We start from the raw sequence: 12,381 nt of genomic DNA, 5'->3' as shown, positions 1-12,381 counted from the left end.
GAACACTACTCGCGGCGTCAGAGCTGGTCTTGCCGCCCGACCGATCCCCACACCGTTTTCCCCGACGATGTGGGGGTGGTGCCCCACGCCCGGCACAGCGCGGACACGATGGCCAGTCCGGAGACGATGTCGGCGCCGCGGTGGGCGTCCTCGTGCCGGCCCGGCAGATGGTAGCTGTGGTCCTCGACCGCGACGGTGACGCTGTCTTGGTAACTCTCGACGATCAGCACCGGGGCGCTCTCGGTGTGGTCGAGGACGTTCTCGATGAAGACCGTCGCCACCGTCGCCGCGACCGGTATGACCTCACGGATATTCCATTGGGTAAGCCACTCGGTAACGGCGCTGCGAGCGATATCGAGGCTGCTGATGTTGCGCGGAAGTTCGGTGCGCGCCCGCCGCCGTAACTGGAGGGTCTGGCCCCGCACGGCGTCCAGCGCGAGCTCGAGGGTGGAATGCACTGGCACGTAACGGGTGACGCCGGCCGCGCCGATCTCCTGCCGCACCCGCGGTTCGGCGCACACCAGCAGGATCGGCACGTCGGGCCAGACGCTGACGTGCCAGCGGGCGCTGGTGAATGCCGCCCAGGCCGAAGCCGATGGCGCGTGCAGACGGTTGATGTCGACGATGACCGCGTGCGGCTCGTCGATCGCGGCCTTGATGACGGCATCGCGGACGGTTCGATAAGTCGAGCTGTCGAGCACGCCCGCCACCACCAGCGTGGGCACGTCCTCTTGCGATTCCCCCTGGATCAGAACGGCGGGGTTCAGGTCGTTCATCCTGCTTCACCCTCGTGCTCAGCGGTCGTCGACAGGCGGTCGCTGAGCAGGGTCAGCGCGCGTTCGGTCTCCTCCGCTATCGCGGCGTAGCGCCGCGACAGCAGCCCCGTGCCGGCTTTGCCGGCCATGTCGCGGGCCAGCTTCGCCTTTTCCCGCAGGCTGCGCACGGCGATCCACATCGCCGTCTCGAGCTCGGTGTCGCGCGCGCCGAGCAGCGCCTCGCCCGTCCAGGCATGCCCCACCTGACAACGGAAGTTGCCCTCGCTGATGGAAACCAGCGAGCCGTTGCAGTCGGGACAGGTATAGCCAGAGGGGGGCCCCAGTTTTTCGGTGTCGAAGTCGGTCGCGAACCGTGACATCTTGGCGATGCGGTTCTCGAGCTCCATCGCAGAGTCGCGCTCCATATCGGAATCCTCTATTTCTCGGTGCGACAGCTCCTTGAGGACGGCGCCGATGTCGGCCGCCGAAGCCTGCCGATCCACCACACCGGCGTCCAGGGCGTTGGTCGGCATCGCCGGGAACAAAGCGTCCTCGGCCGACTGTCCGATGGTCGTGCCGCCCCGCGAGCGGATGGCGGCCATTCCCAGCACGCCATCGTCGAGCACGCCGGAGAGCAGCACGCCGATGGCGCGGGGGCCGAATGTCAGCGCGACCGACCGGAACAACGCGTTGATGGCGGGCCGGTGCCCGTTCTCGGTCGGCCCCTGTGACAGCAACACCCGATGGTCGGCGACCAGCAGATGGCGATCCGGAATGCCGACATAGATGTGGCCCGGCTCGAGGCGCGCGCCGTCTTGGGCAGCGACTGCGGGCAGCGGACCGCTGCGGTCGACGATCCGGGCCAGGATGCTGGGCGCACCGGCGGGCACATGAAGCACCATCATGTAGGCATAGGGCACGTCCGGCGATAAACCGGCGGCAAAATTCGACAGCGCTTCGACTCCGCCGGCCGACGCACCGATCGCTACCACACCTTGCAGGGCGCCGACTTCAGCCGTCTCGATCACCACTTTCGACTACCCCTATAGATCGTAGGTAATCCGGCGGCCGCTGAATAGCTGGGCGCTAGCGCCGTTTGCACCGAGCGGCCGGTGGTATTCCCCTCCGTTGAAAGGAGCGAGCCATGGCCACCGAGCAGAACCCGAAACAACGCGATCTGGAGCCGGCGCGGTTCCGTCGCGACACCGGTTACCTGACCACGCAGCAGGGCGTCCGCGTCGACCACACCGACGATTCGCTGACGGTCGGCGAGCGGGGCCCGACACTGCTGGAGGACTTCCACGCCCGGGAGAAGATCACTCACTTCGACCACGAGCGCATTCCGGAGCGCGTGGTGCATGCGCGAGGCGCCGGCGCCTACGGCTATTTCGAGCCGTACGACGACTGGCTGGCGGACTACACCGCGGCGAAATTCCTGACCACTCCGGGCGTTCAGACTCCGGTGTTCGTCCGGTTCTCCACGGTGGCCGGGTCGCGCGGATCTGCTGACACGGTCCGCGACGTGCGCGGCTTTGCCACCAAGTTCTATACCGAACAAGGCAATTACGATCTGGTGGGCAACAACTTCCCGGTGTTCTTCATCCAGGACGGCATCAAGTTCCCCGACTTCGTACACGCGGTGAAACCCGAGCCGCACAACGAGATTCCGCAGGCGCAGTCGGCGCATGACACGCTGTGGGACTTCGTGTCGCTGCAGCCCGAGACCCTGCACACCATCATGTGGCTGATGTCCGACCGGGCGTTGCCGCGCAGCTACCGCATGATGCAGGGCTTCGGCGTGCATACCTTCCGACTGGTAAACAGCGGCGGGGAAGGCACTTTCGTGAAGTTCCACTGGAAGCCGCGGCTCGGTGTGCACTCGCTGATCTGGGACGAATGCCAGAAGATCGCCGGCAAGGATCCCGACTACAACCGCCGCGATCTGTGGGAGGCGATCGAGTCGGGCCAGTTCCCGGAGTGGGAGCTCGGCGTGCAGCTCGTCGCCGAGGCCGATGAGTTCAAGTTCGATTTCGACCTGCTTGACGCGACGAAAATCATTCCCGAGGAACAGGTTCCAGTACGGCCGGTGGGCAAGATGGTGCTGAACCGCAACCCGGACAACTTCTTCGCCGAAACCGAGCAGGTCGCGTTCCACACGGCCAACGTGGTGCCCGGCATCGACTTCACGAACGATCCGCTGCTGCAGTTCCGCAACTTCTCCTATCTGGACACTCAGCTGATCCGCTTGGGCGGCCCCAACTTCGCTCAGCTGCCGATCAACCGGCCGGTGGCCGAGGTCCGGACCAATCAGCACGACGGCTACGGGCAGCACGCGATCCCGCAGGGGCGCTCGAGCTACTTCAAGAACAGCATCGGTGGCGGCTGCCCCGCTCTGGCCGACGAGAATGTCTTCCGCCACTACACCGAGCGGCTCGACGGGCAGGCAATGCGCAAGCGCGCCAAGTCGTTTGAGAATCACTACAGTCAGGCGCGAATGTTCTGGCAGAGCATGTCGCCGGTGGAAGCCGAACACATCGTCGCCGCGTTCGCCTTCGAACTCGGCAAGGTCGAAATGCCCGAGATCCGCTCGGCCGTGGTGGAACAACTCGCACGGGTGGACGGCGGGCTGGCCGCCCGGGTGGCGGCCAAGCTGGGGTTACCCGAGCCGCCGGAGGAGCCAGTCGACGACCAAGTGGTCGCGTCACCGGCACTGTCCCAAATCGGCGTCAGCGACACCATCGCCTCGCGCAAGATCGCCGTCCTGGCAGCCGACGGGGTTGACGTAGTGGGCACCCAACGCTTCATCGAGCAGATGGGCGAACGCGGCGCGATGGTCGAGGTGCTGGCCCCGGTCGCCGGCGGCACATTGGAGGGCGGATCCGGCGGCGAGCTACCCGTCGACCGCTCGTTCACGTCGATGGCGTCGGTGCTGTACGACGCCGTCGTGGTCGCGTGTGGGCCGCGGTCCGTATCGACCCTGTCCAATGACGGCTACGCCGTGCACTTCGTGACCGAGGCCTACAAACACTTGAAGCCGATCGGTGCCTATGGTGCGGGCGTTGACCTGCTGCGCACCGCCGGTGTCACCAACCGCCTGGCCGAGGACACCGACGTGCTCAACGATCAATCCGTCATCACCACCAAGGCCGCGGCCGATGAGTTGCCGGACCGCTTCGTCGAGGAATTCGCCGCCGCTCTTGCCCGGCACCGGTGCTGGGAACGGCGCACAGACCCGGTTCCCGCCTAGGACGTGGTTTTTTATGCGCCCAGTGCGGGCACCCGGAGAGTCAGGCGTCTCATCGTGGACAGGAGGATGAATCATGCCGCGTTCGTCGATCAAGAACGAAAAGTTGTACCAAGATTTACGCAAGAAGGGCGACTCCAAAGAGAAGGCCGCACGGATTTCGAATGCGGCCGCCGGACAGGGTAAGTCGAAGGTCGCCCGCAGGGGCGGCAAGTCCGGTTCGTACCAGGACTGGACCGTGCCCGAGCTCAAGAAGCGCGCCAAAGAGCTTGGCATGTCGGGCTATTCGAGCCTGAGTAAAGACAAGCTGGTCGCCAAACTGCGTAATCACTGACTCGTCAGGCCGAGTCGGTCGACCAAGACCAGGAACGCGATCGCGTAGTCGTTGTCGGCGGTCTGCGTTCTGATCGCATCCCAGTCCAGCCGTTCGCGCACCGCGCGCACGGCCGGTAGCAACTTGGCGAAGTCACAATGGTGCTCACCGAGCGAGCGCAGCTGCTGAACCAGCACCATGGTCGGCGGCAGCACCGGCATTTTGATGGCCAGCACGTCATACTGTTCGGCACGGTCCAGCGTGCCGGTGTCGACCGGCACCCCGTTGATGCGATGCAGGACATCGACGAGCGTGTCGGCGATGCGAGCCTTGAACAGCCAATCCTCCGGCGGGCGCTCGATGACGAACCCGGCTCCGGCCAGGGTTGCCACGGCCGCTTCCACATCGGGCTCCGCTACCACCAAGTCCACGTCGTGGCTGGGTTCCGGTGCGCCGTAAGCCCATAGCGCGTAGCTGCCGGCCAACGCGAATCGTGGCCCGTTCTCCTTGAGCGCCGACGCCGCGGCGCGCAGCGCGTCCCGCAACTGCGGGGTGCACCCGGGAGCGTCGGGGTGGGCGTCGATGGCTGCCATGGTGCATAGGTCATACCCGGCCTGCGGCTGAAACAACCTGCAACGGTGGTAAAGCCGTTTAACTTGTGGCTAGTTGGGAAATCTTGGGTTATGTCAGCTGCCGTGCCATGCGTTTACGATGCTGCCGCCGTCGTGATCCCCGCTCACAACGAGCGGGCAAAGCTGCCGACCTGCCTACGCGCGGTACTGACCGCCGCCCTATGTGCACCGATTCCGGTCACGATTGTGGTGGTGCTCGACGGCTGCGAGGACGGCAGCGACGAGCTGGCCGGCGAGTACGGCCCCGATGTGCACTTCATCAGCGTCGACGTGCACAACGTCGGGACGGCCCGCGCGGTCGGCTTCGGTTACGCGCGATCGCTACTGGGCGACGACGCCAGAAGCTGGTTCGCCACCACCGACGCCGACAGCCGGGTCGACCCCGGCTGGCTGCTCCACCAACTCAGCGTCGGCGCGGACATGGTGTTGGGCGTGGTGCGCGTAACCGATTGGCGTCAGCACAATGCCGACCTCGTAGACCGCTACATGCGTTGTTACCAAGCGCATCTCGCATGCCGAAACGGCGATCACGACCACATCCACGGTGCCAACATGGGCTTCAGCGCCCGGGCGTATTGGCGCGTGGGCGGCTTCCACACCTTGCAGACCGGCGAGGACGTCGACTTGGTCGAGCGGTTCGAAGCCGCCGGCTATCGCATACACCGTGACACAGAACTTTCGGTGATCACGTCGGCGCGAACTCGGGCCCGGGCCCCATTGGGATTCGCCCATCACCTCGAGCAATTGGGGAGAACGGTGGCGGGTGATTGCGTGTGACCGCGGGGATGGTTGAGCATTGGCTGGAGTCCGGTCGACTCGAGTTGCCGCTTCCCGCCTCGGGTCGGACAGCCGAACGCTGGCACCGGCTGGCACAGCTGGCCGAAGACAACATCGTCGCGGCCAGGATCGCGGAGGCCCACGTAGACGCCGTCGCGATACTTCACGAGTTGGGCGGCAAGCCGCCCGAACCGGGGCAGCTGTGGGGCGTGTGGGCGGCGGAGGCCCCGGACGCGATGCTGACCGCTACCAATACCGACGGTGCGTACACTCTGAACGGCACCAAGGTGTGGTGTTCGGGCGCGGGCTTCTGCACTCACGCACTGGTGACCGCGCGATTCGACGACGGGACACGTGGCCTGTTCGCGGTCACCGCGACCGACCCGACGATCAAGGCGTTGCCCAGCACCTGGTGGAACGCCGGGATGGCCGGCAGCGACACCAGGCCGGTCCAGTTCACCAACGCCCAGGCCGTCGCCGTAGGCGACCCCGGAGATTATCTGACCCGGCCCGGTTTCTGGCACGGCGCCATCGGCGTGGCCGCCTGCTGGCTCGGCGGTGCCCGTAGGGTCGCCGACCCGCTATATCGCTGCGCCGCAAGCCAATCGGCCGACGCGTACTCGCTGGCGCACTTGGGCGCGGTGGACGCCGCGCTGGCGGCCAGCGACGCGATCCTGGCGACGGCCGCAAGTCAGGTCGACGACGACCCGTTCGACAAGTCCGGCAGGGCGCAACTGCTGGCTCGTCGCGTTCGCACGGTGGTGGAACACGCCGTCGATGAAGCCATCACCCGCACCGGACGCGCGTTGGGCCCCGGCCCGCTATGCCAGGACGGCAGGCACGCGCAGCGGGTCGCCGACCTGAGCATTTACATCCGGCAGAGCCATGCCGAGCGGGATCTGGCCGAGCTCGGACGGCTGGCGGGCCAGCGGGCGATGAGTACTTCATGAAGACTCTGCCTGCAGGCAACTGCGCAAGGTTTGCGGTCAAGCCGCTGACCCACGGTGGCACGCCGGCCCCGTTGTGGCTGGCCGCATTTGCGGAGAAGCCGCTGCCGACACTGGATCCGACGGAGTGCCCCCGGCTGATCGTGGTGGCCCCGCACCCCGATGATGAAACCCTGGGTCTGGGCGCGACGATCGCACAACTGACCGCGACCGGAGTTGCCGTTCAGGTCGTCTCGGTCAGCGACGGCGGAGCCGCGCATCCCGGCGCGTCAGCTTCGGACCGGCTTCGTATGGAAACTACCCGTAGGTACGAATTACGCAGGGCCACAACCTTTTTAGGCACCCCGCCCCCGATATCCCTGGGTTTGCCGGATGGTGAGCTGACCGATCACGAAGACAGGCTCGCCGAGAGGCTGACCGAAATCCTGGAGGCCGCGGGGCCTGCGACCTGGTGCGCGGCGACGTGGCGGGGCGACGGCCATCCCGATCATGAAGCCGTGGGACGGGCGGCAGCGGCGGCGTGTGCGCGCAGCGGTGCCGCGTTGCTGGAATACCCGGTGTGGATGTGGCACTGGGCAATTCCGGACGACCCGGCCGTGCCGTGGGACCAGGCCTATTCCGTACCCGCGCCCGGCTGGCCGACGGAACGCAAGCGCCGCGCCGCGCACTTCTATCGAAGTCAGTTCGAGCCCAATGGAAGCCAATCGACGCCCATCCTGCCGGGTTACGTGCTTCCGCGACTGCTCGCGGTGGGCGAGGTCGTATTTCGGTGACAGCACGGCTGCCGGACGCCTACTTCGACGAGATGTATGTCGGCAAGGAGGATCCTTGGCAGCTGTCGACCAGGTGGTACGAACAACGCAAGTACGCGATCACCCTCGGCCTGCTGCCACGACGCCGCTACCGCCACGGGTTCGAGCCGGGCTGCTCGATCGGGACACTCACCGCACAGCTGGCACACCGCTGTGACCACCTGACCGCGGTGGATGTCGCCGACGCGGCGCGGCGCCGCGCCGATGCCCGGCTGCGCGAAGCCGGCTGCCGCGAGCGGGTAACGCTCATCCGCTCGTCGCTGGACGCGGCCTGGCCGGCCGGGCCCTTCGACCTGCTGGTGCTCAGCGAGGTCGCCTACTACCTGCAGGCCGAGACCCTGGCCGCGGTGTTGCGACGGGAGTGCCCGAGGATGGCGCCCGGCGCCAATATCGTTGCCGCGCACTGGCGTCACCCCGTCACCGACTACCCGCTCACCGGTGACGCGGCGCACGACGTCATCGCGCAAACACCGGGGCTGACGCCGATCGGCCGCTACCGCGACAGCGATGTCGTCATCGACGTGTTCGACACCGGCGACGGGCGGTCGGTGGCGGCTCGCGAGGGGGTCCCCGGCGCGCACTGATCCCCGACGCGCATGCCGCGGTGACTGCACGACGGGGAAAGTGGGTAGGTGAAAACCTATGCGTGTCGCGACGTTCAACATCTTGCATGGGCGCACCGTCGGTGACGGCGTCGTCGTCCAGCGGTTGCGTGACTGCGTGCAACGCCTCGACCCGGACGTGCTCAGCTTGCAAGAGGTCGACTGTGATCAGCCCCGCTCCGAGCGCGCGGACCTGACCGCCGCGGCGGCCGAAGCCATGGGCGCGGTGGAACACCGGTTCGTGGCGGCCATTTCGGGAACGCCCGGGGCAACGTGGATGGCCGCGACCGGCCGCGAGCAACCCGGTACCGCCGCATACGGAATCGCGCTGCTGTCCCGATATCCGGTGGACAGTTGGCAGGTGGTGCGGTTACCCCGAATCCCGATGCGCTTCCCGATGTATCTGCCGGGTCCCAACCGGATCATGGTCGTCGACGAGGAGCCGCGGGCGGCGGTCATTGCGCAGTTACGTACCCCGTTGGGCGGGCTCACGGTGGCCAATACGCACCTGTCGTTCGTCCCGGGCTGGAACCGGCGCCAGCTGCGCCGACTGATTCACGACCTGCGCGGCTTCCCGGGACCGCGGTTGTTGACCGGGGACCTGAACATGACCCCGAAGACTGTGCGCCGTTGGTCGGGAATGCGAGCGCTGGCGGCCGCCCAGACGTTTCCCGCCGACCTGCCCAACCGCCAGCTCGACCACATCCTGACCGACGATCACCGACTACGCGGCGGTCCCGTGGAATCCGATCTCATGAGCATTTCCGACCACCGCCCGCTGGCGGTGGATCTGCAACGGGTCTGACGGTTCAGGCGCGGTGGCGGCCCGCTTGCACCGCGACCAGAACGCGCTGGATGTCCTCGGCGGAAGGCATCTCGTCGGTGACGCCGATGATTTCCACGCCGACGTCGGCGTAGTCGATGGCGTGCCGGCGCGGCGTCAGGAGCCGTTTGGCGATGGCGATGACTTCGTCGTCGGACACCCGCGGCGGCAACAGCGCCAGCAGCGGCGCGTATCCCGCCTCGGGTGCCCGCCTGGGGTAGCCCGCTCGCAGGAAAGCGACCACGCTGAATACCCGATCCCGCAGGCCCATCTTCCACCTCGCTCATCCGCCGCACGCCCCATGCCAAACGCGACCCAAGCCGTGGATTACCCGGTAGAGCGGCTTGAAACCAACGATTGGCGGTCAGCGCCGTCGGAATACCCTACGCGCGAAAAGGGCCCGGCCCGATAACCGGACCGGGCCCCCATTTGCGGGTGGCCTACTGGTTCTTCTTCTGGCGCTCTTCGGCCGCCTCCGCGCCGGCCCGCGCCGACTCGGCTTCGGCTTCCTTCTTGCCCGCATCGCGTTGGGCGTCGGCTTTGTCCTGCTGGGCCTTGCCCTCTCTGCTCAGGTCATCACGGCCGAGCACGGCGCCGCCGGCCTCTTTGGCCTTCCCCTTCGCGCCTTCGACGGCGCCCTTGACCGCCTCTGCCGGCCCGCTCTTGTCATCCCCCATGGGTTCGACCTCCCTCTCGGTGGTTACTGAGCTTGCGCTCGATGGCACCTAGGGCGTTCCCACCGGTCGGCCCGTCAAACGCCCCGGGTCCGCGTTAAGCCTGGACACCCGCGGGTTGATGTGCGCGTGATCACGTCAACGGCGGTTGCGGCCCGAGCTCACGTATCGGCCGGCCGATCAATCCGTTTGAACGAGGTTTTACTGGGTAAAACTAGGCCGCGGCTTCGAAGGGGGAGAGCAATTGACCACCATCGCCGTCATCGGGGCAACCGGAACCGCCGGGTCCCGCGTTGTGGCCAGGCTGAAATCGCGCGACGTCACGATCGTCGAGATCTCGCGTGAGCACGGCGTCGACCTGTTCAACGGGCGTGACCTTTCGCGAGCGCTCAAGGGGGTCGACGTCGCCATCGATGTATCGAATCCGGTGCCGCGCGATGGGCGGTCCGACATCACCCAGACGCTCGCCGACGCCTCGCGCAACATCATGGGCGCCTGCGCCCAGCAGGAAGTGCAGCGCTTGGTGGTGTCGACGATGGCGTGCATCGAAGATCCGGTATTCGACGGCTTCGCCTATTACGAAGCCAAGCGGAAAGCCAAGGAAATCCTGCTCGACGGTCCCGTACCGACGACGATCGTCAAGTCGACGCAGTGGTACGAATTCGCGACCAACCACGACGCGGTGACCTGTAGCGCCGACGAGGTGATCGTCGAGGACTGGCTGATTCAGCCCATTGCCGCCGACACCGTCGCCGACGTGTTGGTCGAGTCAGCCCTGGGACAGACGCATTCGCCTCGCACCATTACCGGCCCAAGCGCTATTCGGTTGCCGGACCTGACATCGAAATTGCTTGCCCAACAAGGCGATAGGCGAGACGTGCGAGCCGTGGAACCTGCGGTCGCCGCGCTGGGGGCGGGAGCATTGCTCGCTTCGGGTCAGGCGATAGTCGTCGGCCCCGATGTCGACACGTGGCTACAGACCCTGGCCCCGCCCAGCACCGACGGGCACCACGCAGCGGACGGGCACGGCGGAAGCGACGGAGGCTAGGCGACGGGTTCTCACAGCAACAGGGCGCAGCTGACGACGATCATGCCGACGGCGGCGAGCGCGGCGTAATCGTTGATGTTGCCGGTGTGGACGCGTCGCAGCACGGCCAACCGCCTCGCCACGGTATCTCCGCGCAATGCCAGCGCGAGCAACGCCAAGCCTGCGACGATCTCAATCGCGATGATTATCAACGTCTGCGGAGCCAGGTAGTCAAAGTTCGCATTGGCCGCCGGTAGCGTGACCGGCGCCCCGAGCGCGGCCGCCGCGTAACCGGCGGGGTCCAACAGTCCTGCGGATGCGGGTCCGGCGACATGCCGGACGAACGGGACAGCGAGGGCACCGAAGGCCACGCAGCCCACGCTCAACAGACTCAGGCTCGCCTTCATGCCCAGCCGGATCGGCTCGAGGTGCTCGTATGAATGCTTCCGCCGCCGATAGAAGCCAAGGTATGCGGCACGACCCAGCGCCGCGACGGTGAGGACCTGCGCGAGCAGCGCACAGCCCAGCACAATGGGATGGTTCGATAAACCCTTGTGTATCAATCCAAGTGACGCGTATCCGTTGAATGGCGGCATCCCGGCGATGGATATCACCCCCACAGTGAAGGCTGCGGTCAGCAGGGGGCGCCGACGCGCCAGGCCGCCCATGTCGGACAGCGTCGTCACGCCAGTGGAGTGCACCACCGCGCCGGCGCACAGGAATAGCAGTGCCTTGAACAGGCCATGATTGACGAGGTGATACACCGCGCCCGCGACACCAGCCGCGGTTCCACTGGCGAATCCGGTTACCAGCACCCCGGTTTGGGCGACGGTGTCCCAAGCCAGCAGTCTCTTCAGGTCATCTTGCAGCAGCGCCATCGTCGCACCGAGCAGCGCCGACGCCACACCAAGCCCGGTCAGCAGTGTCGGCAGCGACGGCAGAAAAGGGAAGAGCTGCAAGCGGATCCGGGCCAGCGCCACCACCCCGAGGTCGACCATCAGCGCCGAGAACAGGGCCGAGACCGCACCCGGAACAGGGGTATGGGCGTCGGGCAGCCACGTGTGAAACGGCACCAGACCGGCCTTGGTTGCAAAGCCTGCGACCAGAAAGGCGACCGCGAGCAGCGCGGCTCGGCCGGCACCGGCGCTGAGCGCACCGTGCAGCTGTCCGAAGTTCAGTGCCCCGGTCACCGCGTAGAGCATCGCGCTGCCGATGAAGACCGAGAAACCGGCGATGCTGGTCAGCACAAGGTTTTTGAAGGCTGCCTCCAGCGCGATCGGGCGTTCCAAGAAGAAGCCGGTCAATCCGTAACTGGCCAACGCGGCCACCTCGAACCAGACGAACAGATTGACCGTGTCCGCGGTGAGGGCGGCGCCCACCAGCGCCGCCAGCAGCAGCTGAAACAGGCAGGCCAGGCCGCCGAGTTCGCGCCGGCCGAGATGGCCGAGTTCGGACAGCGCGCTGACCAGCAGCGCGATACCTATGCCTGTGGCCAGGATCGCGAATGTGAGGCCGAAAGGGTCGCATACCAACGCAATACCAAGCGCCGCGCCGCGCACCGGGCGTTCGTTGGATAAGAAGTGCGTGACGAGTTGCCCGGTGCCGGCGAACACCCGCGCGGCTGTGGTCAGCAGCAGCACCAATGACGCCGTCAGGGCGGTCACCGCCACCAACAACGGCGCGCGGGCCGCCCGTCGGGCGGCCAGCGGCGCCAGCACCGCGCCGATCAGCGGGATCACCACCGCCAGCGGGAGCAACTGCGTCGGCGTCATCGC

14 protein-coding genes are annotated in these 12,381 nt (G+C 66.7%); 8 read left to right on the top strand and 6 right to left on the bottom strand.

Features of this window, described 5'->3' with window-relative positions; genetic code table 11:
• Positions 1–17: 17 nt before the first annotated feature.
• Entirely contained in the window at positions 18–776 is a 759-nt protein-coding gene (locus tag A5732_RS10355) for an STAS domain-containing protein (RefSeq protein ID WP_076102135.1), read from the bottom strand.
• Complete coding sequence (locus A5732_RS10350) at positions 773–1,786, bottom strand: chemotaxis protein CheB (RefSeq protein WP_076102134.1); 1,014 nt, start codon at positions 1,784–1,786, stop codon at positions 773–775. The genes A5732_RS10355 and A5732_RS10350 overlap by 4 nt, the downstream gene beginning before the upstream one ends.
• 113 nt (positions 1,787–1,899) lie before the next feature.
• Here A5732_RS10350 and A5732_RS10345 point away from each other — a divergent pair, with 113 nt between their 5' ends.
• Entirely contained in the window at positions 1,900–4,002 is a 2,103-nt protein-coding gene (locus tag A5732_RS10345) for a catalase (RefSeq protein ID WP_076102133.1), read from the top strand.
• 73 nt (positions 4,003–4,075) lie between these two features.
• A complete protein-coding gene (locus A5732_RS10340) occupies positions 4,076–4,333 on the top strand; it encodes a DUF7218 family protein (protein WP_064954745.1) in 258 nt (85 codons plus the stop codon).
• On the opposite strand, the gene A5732_RS10335 is transcribed toward A5732_RS10340, so the two are convergent.
• Positions 4,327–4,905, bottom strand: a complete 579-nt coding sequence (locus tag A5732_RS10335) for a nucleotidyltransferase (RefSeq protein WP_076052543.1) — start codon at positions 4,903–4,905, stop codon at positions 4,327–4,329. The two genes, A5732_RS10340 and A5732_RS10335, sit on opposite strands and share 7 nt — an antisense overlap.
• 132 nt (positions 4,906–5,037) lie before the next feature.
• On the opposite strand from A5732_RS10335, the gene A5732_RS10330 reads away from it, so the two are divergent.
• From A5732_RS10330 to A5732_RS10310, 5 genes are read left to right on the top strand one after another with little or no spacing between them, the layout of a single operon-like run.
• Positions 5,038–5,721 carry a glycosyltransferase gene (locus A5732_RS10330; protein WP_142254517.1) on the top strand — a complete coding sequence of 228 codons (684 nt, stop codon included), beginning with the start codon at positions 5,038–5,040 and terminating at the stop codon, positions 5,719–5,721.
• The gene (locus A5732_RS10325; RefSeq protein WP_076102131.1) at positions 5,718–6,671 is read left to right on the top strand and encodes an acyl-CoA dehydrogenase family protein; all 954 of its coding nucleotides are present in this window, start codon (positions 5,718–5,720) and stop codon (positions 6,669–6,671) included. The genes A5732_RS10330 and A5732_RS10325 overlap by 4 nt, the downstream gene beginning before the upstream one ends.
• The gene (locus A5732_RS10320) at positions 6,668–7,441 is read left to right on the top strand and encodes a PIG-L deacetylase family protein (RefSeq protein WP_076052540.1); all 774 of its coding nucleotides are present in this window, start codon (positions 6,668–6,670) and stop codon (positions 7,439–7,441) included. The genes A5732_RS10325 and A5732_RS10320 overlap by 4 nt, the downstream gene beginning before the upstream one ends.
• Positions 7,438–8,064, top strand: a complete 627-nt coding sequence (locus tag A5732_RS10315) for an SAM-dependent methyltransferase (protein ID WP_253189040.1) — start codon at positions 7,438–7,440, stop codon at positions 8,062–8,064. Before A5732_RS10320 ends, A5732_RS10315 begins: the two co-directional genes overlap by 4 nt.
• A gap of 58 nt (positions 8,065–8,122) precedes the next feature.
• Positions 8,123–8,887 (top strand): endonuclease/exonuclease/phosphatase family protein, encoded by a 765-nt coding sequence (locus A5732_RS10310; RefSeq protein ID WP_064954751.1) that lies wholly within the window; start codon positions 8,123–8,125, stop codon positions 8,885–8,887.
• A 4-nt stretch (positions 8,888–8,891) separates the two neighbouring features.
• Here A5732_RS10310 and A5732_RS10305 read toward each other — a convergent pair whose 3' ends face one another.
• Both A5732_RS10305 and mbp1 read right to left on the bottom strand, forming a co-directional pair.
• Positions 8,892–9,176, bottom strand: a complete 285-nt coding sequence (locus A5732_RS10305) for a DUF3349 domain-containing protein (RefSeq protein WP_076052539.1) — start codon at positions 9,174–9,176, stop codon at positions 8,892–8,894.
• Positions 9,177–9,345: 169 nt separating this feature from the next.
• The gene (gene mbp1, locus A5732_RS10300) at positions 9,346–9,582 is read right to left on the bottom strand and encodes a microaggregate-binding protein 1 (RefSeq protein ID WP_076052538.1); all 237 of its coding nucleotides are present in this window, start codon (positions 9,580–9,582) and stop codon (positions 9,346–9,348) included.
• Between the two features lie 241 nt (positions 9,583–9,823).
• Between mbp1 and A5732_RS10295 the strand changes: the two genes are divergently transcribed.
• Positions 9,824–10,627 carry an SDR family oxidoreductase gene (locus A5732_RS10295; RefSeq protein ID WP_076102130.1) on the top strand — a complete coding sequence of 268 codons (804 nt, stop codon included), beginning with the start codon at positions 9,824–9,826 and terminating at the stop codon, positions 10,625–10,627.
• Between the two features lie 11 nt (positions 10,628–10,638).
• On the opposite strand, the gene A5732_RS10290 is transcribed toward A5732_RS10295, so the two are convergent.
• Positions 10,639–12,378: a complex I subunit 5 family protein gene (locus A5732_RS10290; protein WP_076102129.1), complete on the bottom strand. Its 1,740-nt coding sequence runs from the start codon at positions 12,376–12,378 to the stop codon at positions 10,639–10,641.
• Positions 12,379–12,381: the final 3 nt, after the last annotated feature.

It is taken from the genome of Mycobacterium colombiense, assembly GCF_001953985.1.
In the GTDB taxonomy this organism is placed as follows: Bacteria; Actinomycetota; Actinomycetes; order Mycobacteriales; family Mycobacteriaceae; genus Mycobacterium; species Mycobacterium colombiense_B.
Note: the sequence above shows the minus strand (reverse complement) of the source record. Positions and strands in the feature narration are given on the sequence as shown.

Excerpts from the sequence above, each read along its gene's own strand:
- A5732_RS10355 (WP_076102135.1), bottom strand. The coding sequence starts at position 776 with ATGAACGACCTGAACCCCGCCGTTCTGATCCAGGGGGAATCGCAAGAG.
- A5732_RS10345 (WP_076102133.1), top strand. The coding sequence starts at position 1,900 with ATGGCCACCGAGCAGAACCCGAAACAACGCGATCTGGAGCCGGCGCGG.
- A5732_RS10340 (WP_064954745.1), top strand. The coding sequence starts at position 4,076 with ATGCCGCGTTCGTCGATCAAGAACGAAAAGTTGTACCAAGATTTACGC.
- A5732_RS10335 (WP_076052543.1), bottom strand. The coding sequence starts at position 4,905 with ATGGCAGCCATCGACGCCCACCCCGACGCTCCCGGGTGCACCCCGCAG.
- A5732_RS10320 (WP_076052540.1), top strand. The coding sequence starts at position 6,668 with ATGAAGACTCTGCCTGCAGGCAACTGCGCAAGGTTTGCGGTCAAGCCG.
- A5732_RS10310 (WP_064954751.1), top strand. The coding sequence starts at position 8,123 with ATGCGTGTCGCGACGTTCAACATCTTGCATGGGCGCACCGTCGGTGAC.
- A5732_RS10305 (WP_076052539.1), bottom strand. The coding sequence starts at position 9,176 with ATGGGCCTGCGGGATCGGGTATTCAGCGTGGTCGCTTTCCTGCGAGCG.
- mbp1 (WP_076052538.1), bottom strand. The coding sequence starts at position 9,582 with ATGGGGGATGACAAGAGCGGGCCGGCAGAGGCGGTCAAGGGCGCCGTC.
- A5732_RS10290 (WP_076102129.1), bottom strand. The coding sequence starts at position 12,378 with ATGACGCCGACGCAGTTGCTCCCGCTGGCGGTGGTGATCCCGCTGATC.